The organism is Pseudomonas sp. W2I6 (assembly GCF_030815935.1).
Taxonomy (GTDB): domain Bacteria; phylum Pseudomonadota; class Gammaproteobacteria; order Pseudomonadales; family Pseudomonadaceae; genus Aquipseudomonas.
On the sequence record NZ_JAUSXJ010000001.1, the window covers coordinates 6,464,742 to 6,483,597 of the forward strand.

General features: G+C 56.7%; 14 protein-coding genes, 2 tRNA genes and 2 rRNA genes. 7 read left to right on the plus strand and 11 right to left on the minus strand.

Annotated elements, in window-relative coordinates; translation table 11 throughout:
- The first annotated feature begins 105 nt into the window (after positions 1–105).
- The gene (locus QF039_RS29950; RefSeq protein WP_008439652.1) at positions 106–507 is read left to right on the plus strand and encodes a GFA family protein; all 402 of its coding nucleotides are present in this window, start codon (positions 106–108) and stop codon (positions 505–507) included.
- On the opposite strand, the gene QF039_RS29955 is transcribed toward QF039_RS29950, so the two are convergent.
- From QF039_RS29955 to QF039_RS30005, 11 genes are all read right to left on the minus strand, one after another.
- Complete coding sequence (locus QF039_RS29955) at positions 504–2,465, minus strand: DUF4105 domain-containing protein (protein ID WP_307522133.1); 1,962 nt, start codon at positions 2,463–2,465, stop codon at positions 504–506. The two genes, QF039_RS29950 and QF039_RS29955, sit on opposite strands and share 4 nt — an antisense overlap.
- Positions 2,462–2,782, minus strand: a complete 321-nt coding sequence (locus QF039_RS29960; protein WP_003214760.1) for a DUF2388 domain-containing protein — start codon at positions 2,780–2,782, stop codon at positions 2,462–2,464. The genes QF039_RS29955 and QF039_RS29960 overlap by 4 nt, the downstream gene beginning before the upstream one ends.
- Positions 2,783–2,808: 26 nt before the next feature.
- A complete protein-coding gene (locus QF039_RS29965; RefSeq protein ID WP_008439654.1) occupies positions 2,809–3,117 on the minus strand; it encodes a DUF2388 domain-containing protein in 309 nt (102 codons plus the stop codon).
- 106 nt (positions 3,118–3,223) lie between these two features.
- Positions 3,224–3,544 (minus strand): DUF2388 domain-containing protein, encoded by a 321-nt coding sequence (locus tag QF039_RS29970; RefSeq protein ID WP_008439660.1) that lies wholly within the window; start codon positions 3,542–3,544, stop codon positions 3,224–3,226.
- 151 nt (positions 3,545–3,695) lie between these two features.
- On the minus strand, positions 3,696–3,890 hold the full coding sequence (locus QF039_RS29975) for a DUF1127 domain-containing protein (RefSeq protein WP_307522138.1): 195 nt from the start codon (positions 3,888–3,890) through the stop codon (positions 3,696–3,698).
- A gap of 262 nt (positions 3,891–4,152) precedes the next feature.
- Complete coding sequence (locus QF039_RS29980) at positions 4,153–4,368, minus strand: DUF1127 domain-containing protein (RefSeq protein ID WP_003214752.1); 216 nt, start codon at positions 4,366–4,368, stop codon at positions 4,153–4,155.
- 318 nt (positions 4,369–4,686) lie between these two features.
- On the minus strand, positions 4,687–6,180 hold the full coding sequence (locus tag QF039_RS29985) for an acetyl-CoA hydrolase/transferase family protein (protein WP_087694539.1): 1,494 nt from the start codon (positions 6,178–6,180) through the stop codon (positions 4,687–4,689).
- A 179-nt stretch (positions 6,181–6,359) separates the two neighbouring features.
- Positions 6,360–7,796 (minus strand): NAD(P)(+) transhydrogenase (Re/Si-specific) subunit beta, encoded by a 1,437-nt coding sequence (locus QF039_RS29990; protein ID WP_307522139.1) that lies wholly within the window; start codon positions 7,794–7,796, stop codon positions 6,360–6,362.
- Positions 7,793–8,116: an NAD(P) transhydrogenase subunit alpha gene (locus QF039_RS29995; protein WP_008439664.1), complete on the minus strand. Its 324-nt coding sequence runs from the start codon at positions 8,114–8,116 to the stop codon at positions 7,793–7,795. The genes QF039_RS29990 and QF039_RS29995 overlap by 4 nt, the downstream gene beginning before the upstream one ends.
- A gap of 15 nt (positions 8,117–8,131) precedes the next feature.
- A complete protein-coding gene (locus tag QF039_RS30000; protein ID WP_003214747.1) occupies positions 8,132–9,253 on the minus strand; it encodes a Re/Si-specific NAD(P)(+) transhydrogenase subunit alpha in 1,122 nt (373 codons plus the stop codon).
- 447 nt (positions 9,254–9,700) lie between these two features.
- Positions 9,701–10,600 (minus strand): LysR family transcriptional regulator, encoded by a 900-nt coding sequence (locus QF039_RS30005; RefSeq protein WP_003214745.1) that lies wholly within the window; start codon positions 10,598–10,600, stop codon positions 9,701–9,703.
- A gap of 157 nt (positions 10,601–10,757) precedes the next feature.
- Between QF039_RS30005 and QF039_RS30010 the strand changes: the two genes are divergently transcribed.
- From QF039_RS30010 to QF039_RS30035, 6 genes are all read left to right on the plus strand, one after another.
- Positions 10,758–11,939, plus strand: a complete 1,182-nt coding sequence (locus tag QF039_RS30010) for an acyl-CoA dehydrogenase (RefSeq protein WP_010168706.1) — start codon at positions 10,758–10,760, stop codon at positions 11,937–11,939.
- 13 nt (positions 11,940–11,952) lie between these two features.
- Positions 11,953–13,173, plus strand: coding sequence for a CaiB/BaiF CoA-transferase family protein (locus tag QF039_RS30015; protein WP_003214741.1), 1,221 nt, complete (start codon positions 11,953–11,955; stop codon positions 13,171–13,173).
- A gap of 640 nt (positions 13,174–13,813) precedes the next feature.
- A 16S ribosomal RNA gene (locus QF039_RS30020) occupies positions 13,814–15,350 on the plus strand.
- Positions 15,351–15,433: 83 nt separating this feature from the next.
- A tRNA-Ile gene (locus QF039_RS30025) sits at positions 15,434–15,510 on the plus strand.
- A 30-nt stretch (positions 15,511–15,540) separates the two neighbouring features.
- A tRNA-Ala gene (locus QF039_RS30030) sits at positions 15,541–15,616 on the plus strand.
- Positions 15,617–15,848: 232 nt separating this feature from the next.
- A 23S ribosomal RNA gene (locus QF039_RS30035) occupies positions 15,849–18,742 on the plus strand.
- The 16S and 23S rRNA genes sit together here with 2 tRNA genes alongside, the layout of an rRNA operon.
- Positions 18,743–18,856 lie beyond the last annotated feature (114 nt).

Genomic DNA, 18,856 nt, shown 5'->3' on the forward strand with positions numbered 1-18,856 from the left:
GGGCGATCCTAGTCCCGGAAGCTTTCAGCCAGCTTTCGCTTGAGAAACGGGCTACGTTGAATGGACGACTGGTCCTGTGTGAAATAAGGATGTGGGAGACAGAGCATGCATGAGCAACACCAAGGCGGCTGCCATTGCGGGCGGGTGCGTTATCAGTTCAGCGGGGCGTTGGTGGATATTGCCCACTGCCACTGCTCGATTTGCCGACGGGTCAGCGGCGGCTTGGTGACGACCTGGATCACCCTGCCCCGTTCCGCGTTCGCCTGGGTGGCGGGAACGCCGGCGCAGTACGAATCTTCGCCGACATGCGTGCGGTATTTCTGTTCTAACTGTGGGGCGCATTTGGCGCTGGTAACGCAACTGAGTGCCGAGAGTATCGATGTGACCATCGCAACCCTGGATCACCCGGAGCTGGCCCCGGCAGATCGGCACATCTGGGTAGAGAGCCGATTGCCGTGGTTACACCTGGATGAGCAACTACCGGAAGAAGCCGGAGAAGCGCTCTAGGGCAGTTCGAACCCGCCGGAGGCCTTGTGCAGTGCGCGCAAGTGCTCGCCTAGCTGCTTGAGGTTGGCTTCACATGCGGCAATCTCCGCCGCGCGGGCCGGTTCCAGCAGCGCCCTCACCTCTTTGTCCAGATCGCCGGTCAGCGACTGCAACTGCTTCTGGCGCGCGGCGCTTTCTGATTCCAGGCGTTTGGATTCTGTTGGTTGTGGCAAGCCGTAACCGCTGGTGCCCAGCAGCTCTGCCGGGCGACTGAGGAAGCCACTGTTGGCGAGGATCTGCTGCAACGTCGCGTTGGCCTTTTCCATGCCGCCGTTCTTCAGCTCGCGGGCGCCAAGGTAGCGTTGCTTGACTTCATCCTGGGCCAGCATGAGCTGCTTGCGGAAGCTCGCCTGTTCCAGCAGCAACAAGGCGGCGCTGGCGCGCAGGTCGGCTTCGGCGAACCATGGGCGGCGCTCTTCGGCACTCAGTGACAACCAATCCTCCACTTCAGCCTGTTTGATCGGCAGGCGCTTTTTCAACACCTCGAACATCGCCTGGTAGCGCTCGCGGAAGGAGTCGAAGTGATAGCCGAGGCGCAGCGCGCGTTTTTTGTCGTCCAGCACACTGGTATCGGCCAGGCCTCGGCCCTTGAGGACTTCCAGCAGGCCATTGGGCGTGATGTTGTCCAGGCCGGTCAGCTGCGGGTTGGCGCTGCCGCTGCGTAACAGTTTCAGGCTCTCGACTGCGCAGTTGTTGGAGATGAAGAAGTAGTTGCCGTCGTAGCTCCAGTGCATTTCGGCGGCGTGTTCGACGGTGTCGTTGATCTCCTGGCGCGTGAGCTTCAACGGCACCGACGCCAGGCCGCGCAGCTCGGTCTTGGTGTACTCGTCAATGACCTGAGACAGCGGCAGCACGAACAGCCGCGACGGGTATTTGCCGATCAGGCCGTCCCAGCTCGACAGTTGTACGTCACCGACAAACGCGCGGTAGGACAACACCAGGTGCTGGTCCAGGTCCAGGCGGCAGTCCGGGCCCCGTGGCCGGCCGGGGGCGCAGATCACCAGGCGCAGCATGCTGTGGCCCCAGCGACTCACGAGGTTCTGGTTGGCTTCGGCCAGCAGGTAGTCGATTTCGTAGACCCGCTCGGGGTCGACCTGGCCCAGTGGAGTCTTGGCGAAGTCGTTGCCGGCGTTGAGGAAGGCGTAGGTTTTGGCACAGGTGTCCTTGGCGGGCGGCGCCCAGCCAAAGTGTTCCTTGTAATAGCGGTACAGCGAAGGCCGGCGGCAGGCATAGCTCGGGTCGAGGAGGAAGTACTCCATGTTGACGGCGACGAATTCCAGCGGGCTGGTGGTTTCGTAGATGTCCGGGCTGCGGGCGACCTGATGGTTGTTCTGTTCACGTTCGCCGCGACGGCCGACGTATTGCGGCCACCCGGCGAGGTCCAGCAGGCGTGGGTCATCGCTGAGGGTAAAGCGGCGGTCGTTCTGGCCCCGGCATTGATCGGGCAGGCCGATCAGGCCGGTGATGTTGTTCTGGCGGCTGCAACGCTGGATCAGCTTGCGGTCGGCGCTGGACCACAGGCGGGCACGGTCATAGATGTGGGTCAGTTCATGCAGCACGGTGGCGAGCATTTCCCGGCGCACGGTGCCGTGGGGGCGATTGGTTTTTTGCGTCGCGGCACTGCCGTCGGTAAGGCTTTCCAGCAAGTTGCTGTTGAGGTCCAGTTCGGACACCAGCGAAGCCTGGCCGTAGGCGTTCTCGGGCATCTTGTCGGTCCAGCCGACGTCGATGGTCCGGTCCAGTTGCTGGATGAAGCGCGGCGGCAACGCCTGCATCGCTTCATCCAGCAATGCCTGGCTCGCCTGCTGCTGGGCCGGGCTCAAGCCATCGGTCTTGAGCCGCAGTTGCAGGGCGGCCTGAGCCGCGCTGGCGCCCAGCAGCAAGGTGCCGGCCAGTAGCCAGGCGGCAACGCGCCTCACAGAGAGAGGATAGCTTCGGCGAGAACCTGGTCGCTGGCGTCGCGGGCTTCCGGCACGCGGGTTCGCAGGGTGTCGAAGGCGGCTTCCAGTTGAGCGCCACGAATCTCGCCATTGCTGGCGACGAAACTGGCGGCATCGTCGTGGGCTTCGCGTACGACTTTGGAGTCGCGGATGGACGTGGTGGTGTCCGAGGTGAAATCGATGGTACGGGCCGAGGCTCGGACGATGATGTTACTGGTGGCCTTCAGGGTTTGTGCCTGGGCAACACCGGCCAACAACAGCAGGCCGAGAGCGGCGGCGATCAGCGGGCTACGCATGGAATGACTCCGAAATACAAAGATGATTATTGGACGAGAATTGCTTGCGCCAGTTCAAGGTCACTGGCGTTAAGTTTTGGCTGGGTATGGCGCAGATAATCCAGCGCTGATTCCAGTCGGGCTCCCCGCCATTGGCCGTCAGTGGCAATGAAAGCGGCAGCGTCATCCTGGGCGGCCAGTATCAGTTTATGGTCGAACGGTGCGGAGGTCACTTTGCTGGTGGCATACGCACTGACAACGAGGCTCTGGGTGGACAGGTCAAAGGCCGGAGCTTGCGTGGACCAGCAGGTGCAAAACACTACGGGAGCGATCAACAGGCGGTATGAAAAAGCCATGGGACTCGACAACTGAAAACGAGCGCCAAGGCTAGCGCAATGCCCGGGCGAGAGCCAGCGCGGAGGGTTCGGGGAGCGCCTGGCGCCCCCTTTATCCCACCTGCGGTCAGATGGCCAGGATCGCCTGGGCCAGCTGCGCGTCAGTCGCGGTATTCAGTTGTGGAGCCTGTTGGCGGATCTGGGCCAGGGCGCTTTCCAGTTTTACGCCACGGATGGCGCCTTCGCTGGCAACGAAGCTGGCGGCGTCGTCACGGGCGGCACGTACGACCTTGTTGTCACGCAGGGAGGAAGTGGCATCGGAGGTGGCGTCTGAGGTGGCTTTCAGTGCGCCGACGATCGAATCCGTGGTCACGATCAGGCTGGAGGCGTTGGCATTGGCAGCCAGGGCCAGCAGGGCTGCAGCGCTCAGCAGATGAAGACGGGACATGGGGTGACTCCTGTAAATGAACGAAAGGGTGGCACAAAGCTACTGCTTGAGCAGCGAGACCATGGGCATCAGACGCCCGTTCTACAGGGTTCGCCACGTGGTAGCCGGATATTAGCCGCCGCTTATCTGTTCGGATAGCTTCCTGCGGTGATTACTCGCGCCAGAACGATTTGGCCAGCTCAGATGCCCGGTCGCCGTGACTGATACCCGCATCGGACAATTCCCGCGGATCCATTTGAGCCAGCAGCCTGCGTGTGCGGGCCCGTTGCCCCCAGCAGACGAGTGCTGCAGCGGTGCGCTTGAGTAGCTGTATCAACCGAGGGTGTTGCTGGTTTTTGGTATTCATGACGCGCGCCTTTCATGAGGTCCTGGAACACCATCTTGGGCTGGAGGGTGCTACCGGTACAGATACACGCGGGTTAAATTGTACTGCTTAATTGTTATGTTTTTTAAACTGTATCGGTCTGTAGAAAGCCGACTGTTTTCGCCATTGAAAATCCAAACCCCAGAAACAGCAGAACCCGCCGCCGGTTACCCGGGGCGGGTTCTGCTTTAACAATTCGGAGTGCTGGCGGTGGACCCGGTGGGTCAGGGCCAGCGGACGCTAATTAGCGCCAGAACGGCTTGCTCAGCTCTTCGTAGCGTTGTGCTTCGCTGATACCGGCGTCAGCCAGCAGACGCGAATCCAGACGAGCCAGTTGATGGCGGCTGGAGATGCGGCGCTGCCACAACATCAGGTTGGCGAGAACGCGCAGAGGCAGGGAAGCCTGGGTGTTTACAGCTTTTTCTTCGAAGAACAGATCGGAACTGAGTGTACGTTCCATGATGACATCCTTCCGCTTGTGGCGGGATTAGGTAGTGGTTTAACTGGTGCCAATGATCCTCCTCCCGCGCAAGACTCTCTAGATACAGTTCACCTGTATTGTGAGGGGCCAGTTAACTGTTTATAGGGGCTGTACTGTACGAAATTGGGGCAACTGTACCTGTCGGCACTTTTATGGTGCGTTTTAGGCGTTTATGGAGTTCGAGGTAGGATGTTTCGGTAGGAAATCACCGGTACAGCAGTACAGTTTTTTATAAAAGTTGGGCTCGGAAGCTCGGGCTGATGAAACTGTGTTTGCATCAGCCCGAATCTGTATCAATCACGCCTTCAGCATATGCCCGGTTTCTTCCAGGTTGATGTGCCAACTCAGTGCTTCTCGCAGGATATGCGGGGTGTGCCCGCCCAGCACACAGGCTTGGGTGAAGTAGGTGTTCAGGGCATCGCGGTACGCCGGGTGCACACAGTTGTCGATGATGACCCGAGCCCGCTCCCGCGGCGCCAGGCCCCGCAGGTCCGCCAGGCCGACCTCGGTCACGAGGATGTCGACGTCATGCTCGGTATGGTCCACATGGCTGACCATTGGCACCACGCTGGAAATCGCGCCGGCCTTGGCAATCGACTTGGTGACAAAGATCGCCAGGTGCGCGTTGCGCGCAAAGTCGCCCGAGCCGCCAATTCCGTTCATCATCCGGGTGCCGCAGACGTGGGTGGAGTTGACGTTGCCATAGATGTCGAACTCCAGCGCAGTGTTAATGCCGATGATGCCCAGGCGCCGCACCACTTCCGGGTGATTGGAGATTTCCTGGGGCCGCAGCACCAATTTGTCTTTGTAGCGCTCCAGGTTGCCGAACACGTCGGCGTTGCGCCGTTCCGACAATGTGATCGAACTGCCTGAGGCAAAGCTCAGCTTGCCTGCGTCGATCAGGTCGAATGTGGAATCCTGGAGGACTTCCGAATACATCGTCAGGTCTTCGAAGGGCGACTCGATCAAACCGCACATCACCGCATTGGCAATGTTGCCGATGCCTGCCTGCAGTGGGCCGAGCTTGTTGGTCATGCGTCCGGCGTCGACTTCTTCTTTAAGGAAGTTGATCAGGTGATTGGCGATCGACTGGGTGTCGCTGTCGGGCGGCGTCACGGTGGAGGCCGAATCCGCCTGATTGGTGATGACGATCGCGACGATCTTCTCTGGCGGAATCGGAATCGCGGTGCTGCCGATACGGTCGTCCACGGCCACCAGCGGAATTGGCGTGCGGGTCGGGCGATAGCTCGGGATATAGATGTCGTGCAGGCCTTCCAGGTTCGGGTTATGCGCCATGTTGATCTCGACGATCACCTGCTTGGCGAAAATCGCGAAACTGGCGGAGTTGCCCACGGAAGTGGTTGGCACAATGTGGCCTTGCTCGGTGATCGCTACGGCTTCGATCACCGCGATGTCCGGTAGCTTGAGCTGATTGTTGCGCAGCTGCTCGACGGTTTCCGACAAATGCTGGTCGATAAACATCACCTCGCCGGCGTTGATCGCCTTGCGCAGGGTGCTATCTACCTGGAATGGCATGCGTCGCGACAGTACACCGGCTTCGGTCAGTTGCTTGTCCAGGTCGTTGCCCAGGCTGGCGCCGGTCATCAGGGTAATTTTCAGCGGTGATGTCTTGGCGCGTTCGGCCAAGGCGTGGGGCACGGCCTTGGCCTCACCGGCGCGGGTGAAGCCGCTCATGCCGACGGTCATGCCGTCCTGGATCAGTGCGGCAGCGTCAGCCGCGCTCATGACCTTGTTCAACAACGAAGGCAAGCGGATACGATCACGGTACATGGATTGTTATCTCGGGCTACGGAAGCAAGATGCGCAGTCTAGTGATTTCAAAAAATTTCGTCCCGCTACCATGGTCGAATGCCAGGCAGCGATTTAGAGCCTTTTGTCGGTTTTTACCGGCAATAAAAAACCCCAGCCTACTAAAGGCCAGGGTTTTGGGTATTGCGCTGGCGCAGTGTTTATTCGACGGCCTTGACCATGTCTTCGATGACCTTCTTGGCGTCGCCGAAGACCATCATGGTCTTGTCCAGGTAGAACAGTTCGTTGTCCAGGCCGGCATAGCCGCTGGCCATCGAGCGCTTGTTGACGATGATGGTCTTGGCCTTGAACGCTTCGAGGATCGGCATGCCCGCGATGGGAGACTTGGGATCGTTCTTGGCGGCCGGGTTGACCACGTCGTTGGCGCCTAGCACCAGCACCACGTCGGCCTGGCCGAACTCGGAGTTGATGTCTTCCATCTCGAACACCTGGTCGTAAGGCACTTCTGCCTCGGCCAGCAATACGTTCATGTGACCAGGCATACGGCCTGCAACCGGGTGGATCGCGTACTTCACGGTCACGCCGCGGTGGGTCAGCTTCTCGGTCAGCTCTTTCAGCGCATGTTGTGCCCGTGCCACCGCCAGGCCGTAGCCCGGTACGATGATTACGGTATCGGCGTTGGTCAGCAGGAAGGTTGCATCGTCAGCCGAGCCGGATTTCACCGGGCGCGCTTCTTTCGAGCCGGCCGGGCCGGCGGCGTCTGCCGTGTTGCCGAAACCGCCGAGCAGTACATTAAAGAAGGAGCGGTTCATCGCCTTGCACATGATGTACGACAGGATCGCACCGCTTGAACCCACCAGCGAACCGGCGATGATCAGCATCGAGTTGTTCAGCGAGAAGCCGATCCCCGCCGCAGCCCAGCCGGAGTAGCTGTTGAGCATCGAGACGACCACCGGCATGTCGGCGCCGCCAATCGGGATAATGATCAGCACGCCCAGCACGAACGCCAGGGCCAGCATCAATGCGAAGGCGCTGAGGTTGCCGGTGAACATGAAGGCCAGGCCCAGGCCCTGCGTCAACAGCCCCAGCACCAGGTTCAGCTTGTGCTGACCGCCGAACTGTACTGGTGCGCCCTGAAACAGGCGGAACTTGTACTTACCCGACAGCTTGCCGAAGGCGATGACCGAGCCGGAGAACGTAATTGCACCGATGGCTGCACCGAGGAACAACTCCAGGCGGTTACCGGCGGGGATCGAATCCCCCAGGTGTTTCACGATACCCAGCGACTGTGGTTCCACGACTGCGGCGATGGCGATAAACACTGCAGCCAGGCCGATCATGCTGTGCATGAACGCCACCAGCTCCGGCATCTTGGTCATTTCCACGCGCTTGGCCATGATCGAGCCGGCGGTGCCGCCGACCAGCAGGCCAACGATGACGTAGCCAATGCCGGCAGTGGCCAGCTCGGCGCCGAGCTTATAGATGAGACCCACGGTGGTGAGCACCGCCAGCGCCATGCCGAGCATGCCGAACAGGTTGCCGCGCCGGGACGTCGTCGGGTGTGACAGGCCTTTAAGGGCCTGGATAAAGCAGATCGACGCGATCAGGTAGAGCGTCGTGACCAGATTCATGCTCATGACGATGGCGCCTCTTCTTTTGCTTTCGGGGCTTTCTTCTTGAACATCTCAAGCATCCTGCGGGTAACCAGGAATCCACCGAACACGTTGACCGCTGCGAGGGCTACGGCCAGGGTGCCCATGGTCTTGCCCAGCGGTGTCACGGTGAGTGCGGCTGCCAGCATGGCGCCGACGATCACGATCGCCGAAATTGCGTTGGTCACGGCCATCAGCGGGGTGTGCAGGGCCGGGGTGACGTTCCAGACCACGTGATAACCGACATAAATCGCCAGCACGAAGATGATCAGGTTGTAGATACCGGGGGAAATAAGCTCTTCCATCGTCTGAATCCCTGCTTAGGCGTTTTTGCGGATGACTTGGCCGTCGCGGCACATCAGGCACGCGGCGACGATGTCGTCTTCGAGGTTGATTTCAAACTGCCCTTCCTTGGTGAAGACCAGCTTCAGGAAGTCCAGCAGGTTGCGTGCGTACAGCGCCGAGGCATCGGCGGCGACGGCGCCGGCCAGGTTGGTCGGGCCGCAGATGGTCACACCGTTTTCCACGACCACCTGGTCTGCCACGGTCAGCGGGCAGTTGCCGCCCTGGGCTGCGGCGAGGTCGATGACCACCGAGCCTGGCTTCATCTGAGCGACGGTCTCGGCGCTGAGCAGGGTCGGTGCCTTGCGACCCGGAATCAATGCGGTGGTGATGACGATGTCGGCTTGCTTGGCACGTTCATGCACGGCCAGGGCCTGGCGCTGCATCCAGCTTGTTGGCATTGGGCGCGCGTAACCGCCCACGCCAACCGCGCATTCACGTTCTTCATCAGTTTCGTAGGGCACGTCGACGAACTTGGCGCCCAGGGATTCGATCTGTTCCTTTACCGCCGGACGCACGTCGGACGCTTCGATGACCGCACCCAGGCGTTTCGCGGTAGCGATCGCCTGCAGCCCTGCTACACCAGCTCCAAGAATCAGCACGCGAGCGGCTTTCACCGTACCGGCGGCGGTCATCAGCATTGGCATGAAGCGTGGGTAGTGATGGGCGGCGAGCAGTACAGCCTTGTAGCCGGCAATGTTTGCCTGGGAAGAAAGCACATCCAGGCTCTGCGCGCGGGAGGTGCGCGGCGCGGCCTCAAGGGCAAAGGCCGTGATGCCATGCTCGGCCAGTCGAGTGATGGTTTCGTTGCTGAACGGATTGAGCATGCCCACCAGCACTGCGCCGCTTTTGATCAGCGTCAGTTCGCTGTCATTGGGGGCGACCACCTTGAGGATCAACTCGGCCCCGAATGCATCACTGGCGTTGCCAATGGTTGCGCCTGCCGCTTCATAGGCACTGTCGACGACACTGGCATTGATGCCTGCCCCGCTTTGCACAGTGACCTTGTGGCCCTGGCCGATCAGCTTCTTGATGGTTTCCGGGGTGGCAGCCACCCGCGTTTCACCGGTCTGGGTTTCGAGAGGAACACCAATGTGCACGTCAAATCTCCTGCATGATCTTTTTGCTTTGATTTTTGTAAAAGGCCAGTGCGCCACGACAGGCGAATCTGGGCGGCCGATCAGCACGATCCCGCTGAAATACAGCGGGGCGCGGCATTTTGCAGGCGAACTTTACGGCCTTCAAGAGATTATGACGGGTGACGAAAAATTAACTACAAGTCACCCCGTGACCGATTGTCGCAATGGATAGATTAAAGTCATTTAAATACAGGAGATTAAAGAGTTTTTACCGAAATATCAGCGCTTCTCCATCGCCGACGTGAATGCTTGGGCATCGCTGCAATTTTATGGCTACAGGCCAATACCTACATGGCTTAAAGGCCATTTCAGGGTCAAAAGATGCGGTCTTCTAAATTGCGACATATATATACATATGTAGGTATTTTATTTTGTTGACTACAAAGTTAATAAATTGACGAAAACCCTTTAGATATTGGGGTTGTAACGATGCGACTGATCAATCAGCCAGTCTCTGAACGCATGCAGAGAAGCTGATTCGACCTTTCTCTCGGGAATCATCAGGTAGTAAGCCTTTGAGCTCGCCAGTACCTGAGGGCTGGCAATCACCAAGTGCCCATCGCTCAGTTCCCTTTGAATAAGGAACGGCGGTATCAGTGCAATGCCCATATCGTGCATGGCTGCCTGGGACAACATGGAGAATAGCTCGTAACGCGGGCCTGTCATGTCGCGGGGTATGTCCAGCTGTTGCGCGTTGAACCACTGGCGCCAGGCATAGGGTCGAGTGGTTTGTTGCAGCAGGGGCAGTTCGGCGATTTCGTGTGCAGTGAAGTGCGTGCGATCGCCCAGCAAGCGCGGGCTGCATACCGGGAGCGGGTTTTCTCCCATCAGTTTGTGGGATTCGGTACCGGACCAGTCGGCATCGCCAAAGTAGATTGCCGCGTCGAATTCGGTATCGGCGAACAGGAAAGGCCGTGTGCGGTTGGTCAGGTTGACGGTGACTTCGGGATGCTGGTGCTGAAAGTCCTTGAGGCGTGGGATCAGCCATTGGGTGCCGAAGGTCGGGACCACCGCCAGTTCAATAACGTTGGTGCCCTGCTGTCCCATGATCGAAAGGGTGTCGCGTTCCACGGCGTCAAGTTGCGTAGCCACCCGGCGACTGTAGGAAAGCCCTGCTTCTGTCAGTTTCACGCCCCGGCGCGAGCGTCGAAACAGCTCGACACTTAAAAACTCCTCAAGACTGGCGATTTGTCGGCAGATTGCGCCCTGGGTGATCGAAAGCTCCTGTGCCGCCTTGGTAAAGCTCTCGTGGCGGGCTGCAGCCTCGAAACTGACCAGCGCCGTGGTGCTGGGAATTTTTCTGCGCATGTACTGTGACCTCACAAGTAAAGAGCATCTATGCCGCTTTTGAATGTTACGGAGTGAGAAATTAGCACAAGGCTATGCAAAATCCTCGTTTGCCCTCCTCGCCTGCCCGGCCTAGGCTCCATGCACGACTTTTGATTTACTTCGCGAGGACTCACTCATGGGCGGTAAGGCAAGCTTCAACTGGATCGATCCACTGCTGCTGGATTCACAGCTCACCGAAGAAGAACGCATGGTGCGCGACAGTGCCGAACAGTTCGCCCAGGACAAGCTGGCGCCCCGTGTTCTCGAAGCCTTCCGCCATGAAAAGACTGACCCTGCGATCTTCCGCGAAATGGGTGAGACCGGCCTGCTGGGGGCGATGATTCCAGAGCAGTACGGTGGCAGTGGATTGAACTACGTCAGCTATGGCCTGATCGCTCGTGAAGTAGAGCGTGTGGACTCTGGCTACCGTTCGATGATGAGTGTGCAGTCCTCACTGGTGATGGTGCCTATCAATGAATTCGGTACCGAAGCGCAAAAGCAGAAATACCTGCCGAAGCTGGCCTCTGGCGAATGGATTGGCTGCTTTGGCCTGACCGAGCCTAACCATGGTTCCGACCCGGGCGCGATGATTACCCGCGCGCGCAAAGTGGATGGCGGCTACAGCCTCACTGGCAGCAAGATGTGGATTACCAACAGCCCGATTGCGGATGTGTTCGTGGTGTGGGGCAAGGACGATGCGGGCGACATTCGCGGCTTCGTGCTGGAAAAGGGTTGGAAAGGCCTGAGTGCTCCGGCGATCCATGGCAAGGTCGGATTGCGCGCCTCGATCACCGGTGAAATCGTCATGGATAACGTGTTTGTTCCTGAAGAGAACATCTTCCCGGATGTGCGTGGCCTGAAAGGACCGTTCACTTGCCTTAACTCGGCACGCTACGGGATCTCGTGGGGTGCCCTGGGGGCCGCGGAATTCTGCTGGCATACCGCGCGTCAGTACACCCTTGATCGCCAGCAGTTCGGGCGGCCTTTGGCGGCTACTCAACTGATCCAGAAGAAGCTTGCAGACATGCAGACTGAAATCACCCTGGCGTTGCAAGGGTGCCTGCGGTTGGGTCGTATGAAGGATGAGGGCACTGCGGCTGTGGAAATCACCTCGATCATGAAGCGTAACTCGTGTGGCAAGTCGCTCGACATTGCCCGGATGGCGCGTGACATGCTCGGTGGTAACGGCATCTCGGATGAGTTCGGCATTGCCCGCCACCTGGTCAACCTTGAAGTGGTGAATACCTATGAGGGTACTCACGACGTGCATGCATTGATCCTGGGGCGAGCGCAAACCGGTATTCAGGCGTTCTATTAATAGGAGAACGACCATGGGCGCGCTTTCGCACCTGCGGGTACTGGATTTGTCGCGAGTGCTGGCGGGCCCTTGGGCCGGGCAGATACTTGCAGACCTTGGCGCTGAAGTGATCAAGGTCGAGCGGCCCGGGAATGGCGACGACACTCGTGCCTGGGGGCCACCCTTCCTCAAGGATGCGTATGGGGAAAACACCACTGAGGCGGCGTATTACCTGTCTGCCAATCGCAACAAGGAATCGGTGACGATCGACTTCACGCGGCCGGAGGGCCAGAAGCTGGTGCGTGACCTGGCGGCGAAGTCCGACATTCTGATCGAGAACTTCAAGGTAGGCGGCTTGGCGGCCTATGGGTTGGACTATGAGTCGCTCAAGGAGATCAATCCGGAGTTGATCTACTGCTCGATTACCGGGTTTGGTCAGACCGGGCCCTATGCGACGCGGGCGGGCTACGACTTCATGATCCAGGGGCTTGGCGGGCTGATGAGCCTGACTGGCCGCCCGGAGGGTGAAGACGGCGCCGGGCCGGTTAAGGTTGGCGTGGCGCTGACGGATATTCTTACGGGGCTTTACTCGACAGTTGCGATCCTGGCGGCCATGGCTCACCGGGATCATGATGGTGGCGGCCAGCATATCGATATGGCGTTGCTGGATGTGCAGGTGGCTTGTCTGGCTAATCAGGCGATGAACTACCTGACGACGGGCGTCTCTCCAAAGCGTCTGGGTAACGCTCATCCGAATATCGTTCCCTATCAGGATTTTCCTACGGCGGATGGCGATTTCATTCTTACTGTGGGTAATGATGGGCAGTTCCGCAAATTTGCCGAAGTGGCTGGGCAGCCCCAGTGGGCGGATGATCCTAGGTTTGCAACTAATAAGCTGCGAGTGGCCAACAGGGCGGTGCTGATTCCGTTGATCCGTCAGGCTACCGTGTTCAAGAGCACGGCTGAATGGGTAGCTCAGCTGGAGCGAGTAGGTGTGCCTTGCGGCCCGATCAATGACCTGGCGCAGGTGTTTGCCGATCCTCAGGTAAAAGCGCGCGGGTTGGCGATGCAGTTGCCTCATGCGTTGGCTGGTACTGTGCCCCAGGTGGCAAGTCCTATGCGCCTGTCCAAGACGCCTGTTGAATACCGCAGCGCACCTCCGCTGTTGGGTGAGCATACCCATCAGGTGCTGCAGCAAGTGCTGGGTTTGACGCCAGCGAATGTGTCGGCTTTGAGGGAGGCCGGGGTCATCTGAAGCTTCTCTTCTATATAGAGGGTTGTTGAGGCTCTCTATATAGAGGGAAGTTGGTCGGTTTTTAGCCAGAAATGCCTATTTGATAGAAAAGCTGAATTAAGGGTTGACGGCAGATTCTGGAAGTCTATAATTCGCCCCACTTCCGGCGCAGTCGAAACGGAAAACTCCTTGGTAAACAAAGAGTTATGTAGGTTTCGACAGCGAGTTGCTTCAGATGATCGAAGCCCAGAAGGAGTTAGTAAGGCAGTGTTGTTTGGCCCTATTAACGTTTCGATCTTCTCGGTCGAAAGCGGAGAAAAAGAAGTGTTGACAGCAGCGTGTAACGCTGTAGAATTCGCCTCCCGCTAACGAGAGATCGGAAGCGCAAGTGGTTGAAGTTACAAAGGAAACTTTGAAAACTTCTGAAAATAATCACTTGACAGCAAATGAGGCTGCTGTAGAATGCGCGCCTCGGTTGAGACGAAAGATCTTAACCAACCGCTCTTTAACAACTGAATCAAGCAATTCGTGTGGGTGCTTGTGGAGTCAGACTGATAGTCAACAAGATTATCAGCATCACAAGTTACTCCGCGAGAAATCAAAGATGTAACCAACGATTGCTGAGCCAAGTTTAGGGTTTCTTAAAAACCCAAAGATGTTTGAACTGAAGAGTTTGATCATGGCTCAGATTGAACGCTGGCGGCAGGCCTAACACATGCAAGTCGAGCGGTAGAGAGAAGCTTGCTTCTCTTGAGAGCGGCGGACGGGTGAGTAATGCCTAGGAATCTGCCTGGTAGTGGGGGATAACGTCCGGAAACGGACGCTAATACCGCATACGTCCTACGGGAGAAAGCAGGGGACCTTCGGGCCTTGCGCTATCAGATGAGCCTAGGTCGGATTAGCTAGTTGGTGGGGTAATGGCTCACCAAGGCGACGATCCGTAACTGGTCTGAGAGGATGATCAGTCACACTGGAACTGAGACACGGTCCAGACTCCTACGGGAGGCAGCAGTGGGGAATATTGGACAATGGGCGAAAGCCTGATCCAGCCATGCCGCGTGTGTGAAGAAGGTCTTCGGATTGTAAAGCACTTTAAGTTGGGAGGAAGGGCAGTAAATTAATACTTTGCTGTTTTGACGTTACCGACAGAATAAGCACCGGCTAACTCTGTGCCAGCAGCCGCGGTAATACAGAGGGTGCAAGCGTTAATCGGAATTACTGGGCGTAAAGCGCGCGTAGGTGGTTCGTTAAGTTGGATGTGAAATCCCCGGGCTCAACCTGGGAACTGCATTCAAAACTGACGAGCTAGAGTATGGTAGAGGGTGGTGGAATTTCCTGTGTAGCGGTGAAATGCGTAGATATAGGAAGGAACACCAGTGGCGAAGGCGACCACCTGGACTGATACTGACACTGAGGTGCGAAAGCGTGGGGAGCAAACAGGATTAGATACCCTGGTAGTCCACGCCGTAAACGATGTCAACTAGCCGTTGGGAGCCTTGAGCTCTTAGTGGCGCAGCTAACGCATTAAGTTGACCGCCTGGGGAGTACGGCCGCAAGGTTAAAACTCAAATGAATTGACGGGGGCCCGCACAAGCGGTGGAGCATGTGGTTTAATTCGAAGCAACGCGAAGAACCTTACCAGGCCTTGACATCCAATGAACTTTCTAGAGATAGATTGGTGCCTTCGGGAACATTGAGACAGGTGCTGCATGGCTGTCGTCAGCTCGTGTCGTGAGATGTTGGGTTAAGTCCCGTAACGAGCGCAACCCTTGTCCTTAGTTACCAGCACGTAATGGTGGGCACTCTAAGGAGACTGCCGGTGACAAACCGGAGGAAGGTGGGGATGACGTCAAGTCATCATGGCCCTTACGGCCTGGGCTACACACGTGCTACAATGGTCGGTACAGAGGGTTGCCAAGCCGCGAGGTGGAGCTAATCCCAGAAAACCGATCGTAGTCCGGATCGCAGTCTGCAACTCGACTGCGTGAAGTCGGAATCGCTAGTAATCGCGAATCAGAATGTCGCGGTGAATACGTTCCCGGGCCTTGTACACACCGCCCGTCACACCATGGGAGTGGGTTGCACCAGAAGTAGCTAGTCTAACCTTCGGGGGGACGGTTACCACGGTGTGATTCATGACTGGGGTGAAGTCGTAACAAGGTAGCCGTAGGGGAACCTGCGGCTGGATCACCTCCTTAATCGACGACATCAGCTGCTCCATAAGTTCCCACACGAATTGCTTGATTCATTGAAGAAGACGATAAAGAAGCAGCCCGAAATTGGGTCTGTAGCTCAGTTGGTTAGAGCGCACCCCTGATAAGGGTGAGGTCGGCAGTTCGAATCTGCCCAGACCCACCAATTTTGTGTGGGAAACGCCTGTAGAAATACGGGGCCATAGCTCAGCTGGGAGAGCGCCTGCCTTGCACGCAGGAGGTCAACGGTTCGATCCCGTTTGGCTCCACCACTACTGCTTCTGTCTTGAAAGCTTAGAAATGAGCATTCCATCACTGTGATGGTGAATGTTGATTTCTAGTCTTTGATTAGATCGTTCTTTAAAAATTTGGGTATGTGATAGAAAGATAGACTGAACGTTACTTTCACTGGTAACGGATCAGGCTAAGGTAAAATTTGTAAGTAATTGCGAATTTTCGGCGAATGTCGTCTTCACAGTATAACCAGATTGCTTGGGGTTATATGGTCAAGTGAAGAAGCGCATACGGTGGATGCCTTGGCAGTCAGAGGCGATGAAAGACGTGGTAGCCTGCGAAAAGCTTCGGGGAGTCGGCAAACAGACTTTGATCCGGAGATGTCTGAATGGGGGAACCCAGCCATCATAAGATGGTTACCTTACACTGAATACATAGGTGTATGGAGCGAACCAGGGGAACTGAAACATCTAAGTACCCTGAGGAAAAGAAATCAACCGAGATTCCCTTAGTAGTGGCGAGCGAACGGGGACTAGCCCTTAAGTGGCTTTGAGATTAGCGGAACGCTCTGGAAAGTGCGGCCATAGTGGGTGATAGCCCTGTACGCGAAAATCTCTTAGTCATGAAATCGAGTAGGACGGAGCACGAGAAACTTTGTCTGAATATGGGGGGACCATCCTCCAAGGCTAAATACTACTGACTGACCGATAGTGAACTAGTACCGTGAGGGAAAGGCGAAAAGAACCCCGGAGAGGGGAGTGAAATAGATCCTGAAACCGTATGCGTACAAGCAGTGGGAGCAGACTTTGTTCTGTGACTGCGTACCTTTTGTATAATGGGTCAGCGACTTATTTTCAGTGGCGAGCTTAACCGAATAGGGGAGGCGTAGCGAAAGCGAGTCTTAATAGGGCGTCTAGTCGCTGGGAATAGACCCGAAACCGGGCGATCTATCCATGGGCAGGTTGAAGGTTGGGTAACACTAACTGGAGGACCGAACCGACTACCGTTGAAAAGTTAGCGGATGACCTGTGGATCGGAGTGAAAGGCTAATCAAGCTCGGAGATAGCTGGTTCTCCTCGAAAGCTATTTAGGTAGCGCCTCATGTATCACTGTAGGGGGTAGAGCACTGTTTCGGCTAGGGGGTCATCCCGACTTACCAAACCGATGCAAACTCCGAATACCTACAAGTGCCGAGCATGGGAGACACACGGCGGGTGCTAACGTCCGTCGTGAAAAGGGAAACAACCCAGACCGTCAGCTAAGGTCCCAAAGTTATGGTTAAGTGGGAAACGATGTGGGAAGGCTTAGACAGCTAGGAGGTTGGCTTAGAAGCAGCCACCCTTTAAAGAAAGCGTAATAGCTCACTAGTCGAGTCGGCCTGCGCGGAAGATGTAACGGGGCTCAAACCATACACCGAAGCTACGGGTATCATCTTCGGATGATGCGGTAGAGGAGCGTTCTGTAAGCCTGTGAAGGTGAGTTGAGAAGCTTGCTGGAGGTATCAGAAGTGCGAATGCTGACATGAGTAACGATAATGGGTGTGAAAAACACCCACGCCGAAAGACCAAGGTTTCCTGCGCAACGTTAATCGACGCAGGGTTAGTCGGTCCCTAAGGCGAGGCTGAAAAGCGTAGTCGATGGAAAACAGGTTAATATTCCTGTACTTCTGGTTATTGCGATGGAGGGACGGAGAAGGCTAGGCCAGCTTGGCGTTGGTTGTCCAAGTTTAAGGTGGTAGGCTGGAATCTTAGGTAAATCCGGGATTCTAAGGCCGAGAGCTGATGACGAGTTATCTTTTAGATGACGAAGTGGTTGATGCCATGCTTCCAAGAAAAGCTTCTAAGCTTCAGGTAACCAGGAACCGTACCCCAAACCGACACAGGTGGTTGGGTAGAGAATACCAAGGCGCTTGAGAGAACTCGGGTGAAGGAACTAGGCAAAATGGCACCGTAACTTCGGGAGAAGGTGCGCCGGTGAGGGTGAAGGACTTGCTCCGTAAGCTCATGCCGGTCGAAGATACCAGGCCGCTGCGACTGTTTATTAAAAACACAGCACTCTGCAAACACGAAAGTGGACGTATAGGGTGTGACGCCTGCCCGGTGCCGGAAGGTTAATTGATGGGGTTAGCTAACGCGAAGCTCTTGATCGAAGCCCCGGTAAACGGCGGCCGTAACTATAACGGTCCTAAGGTAGCGAAATTCCTTGTCGGGTAAGTTCCGACCTGCACGAATGGCGTAACGATGGCGGCGCTGTCTCCACCCGAGACTCAGTGAAATTGAAATCGCTGTGAAGATGCAGTGTATCCGCGGCTAGACGGAAAGACCCCGTGAACCTTTACTATAGCTTTGCACTGGACTTTGAATTTGCTTGTGTAGGATAGGTGGGAGGCTTTGAAGCGTGGACGCCAGTTCGCGTGGAGCCAACCTTGAAATACCACCCTGGCAACTTTGAGGTTCTAACTCAGGTCCGTTATCCGGATCGAGGACAGTGTATGGTGGGTAGTTTGACTGGGGCGGTCTCCTCCTAAAGAGTAACGGAGGAGTACGAAGGTGCGCTCAGACCGGTCGGAAATCGGTCGTAGAGTATAAAGGCAAAAGCGCGCTTGACTGCGAGACAGACACGTCGAGCAGGTACGAAAGTAGGTCTTAGTGATCCGGTGGTTCTGTATGGAAGGGCCATCGCTCAACGGATAAAAGGTACTCCGGGGATAACAGGCTGATACCGCCCAAGAGTTCATATCGACGGCGGTGTTTGGCACCTCGATGTCGGCTCATCACATCCTGGGGCTGAAGCCGGTCCCAAGGGTATGGCTGTTCGCCATTTAAAGTGGTACGCGAGCTGGGTTTAGAACGTCGTGAGACAGTTCGGTCCCTATCTGCCGTGGACGTTTGAGATTTGAGAGGGGCTGCTCCTAGTACGAGAGGACCGGAGTGGACGAACCTCTGGTGTTCCGGTTGTCACGCCAGTGGCATTGCCGGGTAGCTATGTTCGGAATAGATAACCGCTGAAAGCATCTAAGCGGGAAACTAGCCTCAAGATGAGATCTCACTGGAACCTTGAGTTCCCTGAAGGGCCGTCGAAGACTACGACGTTGATAGGTTGGGTGTGTAAGCGCTGTGAGGCGTTGAGCTAACCAATACTAATTGCCCGTGAGGCTTGACCATATAACACCCAAGCAATTTGCGTCGAAGAGACCAGATTGCGGTGTGTGAAGACGAAACGAACCGAAAGTTCGAGATCTTGCAAAACACCGAAAGCTATCACATACCCAATTTGCT

What these genes read in the sequence shown, in the direction of transcription:
- QF039_RS29950 (WP_008439652.1), top strand. Translation starts at nt 106, where the DNA reads ATGCATGAGCAACACCAAGGCGGCTGCCATTGCGGGCGGGTGCGTTAT.
- QF039_RS29960 (WP_003214760.1), bottom strand. Translation starts at nt 2,782, where the DNA reads ATGCGTAGCCCGCTGATCGCCGCCGCTCTCGGCCTGCTGTTGTTGGCC.
- QF039_RS29965 (WP_008439654.1), bottom strand. Translation starts at nt 3,117, where the DNA reads ATGGCTTTTTCATACCGCCTGTTGATCGCTCCCGTAGTGTTTTGCACC.
- QF039_RS29970 (WP_008439660.1), bottom strand. Translation starts at nt 3,544, where the DNA reads ATGTCCCGTCTTCATCTGCTGAGCGCTGCAGCCCTGCTGGCCCTGGCT.
- QF039_RS29975 (WP_307522138.1), bottom strand. Translation starts at nt 3,890, where the DNA reads ATGAATACCAAAAACCAGCAACACCCTCGGTTGATACAGCTACTCAAG.
- QF039_RS29980 (WP_003214752.1), bottom strand. Translation starts at nt 4,368, where the DNA reads ATGGAACGTACACTCAGTTCCGATCTGTTCTTCGAAGAAAAAGCTGTA.
- QF039_RS29985 (WP_087694539.1), bottom strand. Translation starts at nt 6,180, where the DNA reads ATGTACCGTGATCGTATCCGCTTGCCTTCGTTGTTGAACAAGGTCATG.
- QF039_RS29990 (WP_307522139.1), bottom strand. Translation starts at nt 7,796, where the DNA reads ATGAGCATGAATCTGGTCACGACGCTCTACCTGATCGCGTCGATCTGC.
- QF039_RS29995 (WP_008439664.1), bottom strand. Translation starts at nt 8,116, where the DNA reads ATGGAAGAGCTTATTTCCCCCGGTATCTACAACCTGATCATCTTCGTG.
- QF039_RS30005 (WP_003214745.1), bottom strand. Translation starts at nt 10,600, where the DNA reads ATGCGCAGAAAAATTCCCAGCACCACGGCGCTGGTCAGTTTCGAGGCT.
- QF039_RS30010 (WP_010168706.1), top strand. Translation starts at nt 10,758, where the DNA reads ATGGGCGGTAAGGCAAGCTTCAACTGGATCGATCCACTGCTGCTGGAT.
- QF039_RS30015 (WP_003214741.1), top strand. Translation starts at nt 11,953, where the DNA reads ATGGGCGCGCTTTCGCACCTGCGGGTACTGGATTTGTCGCGAGTGCTG.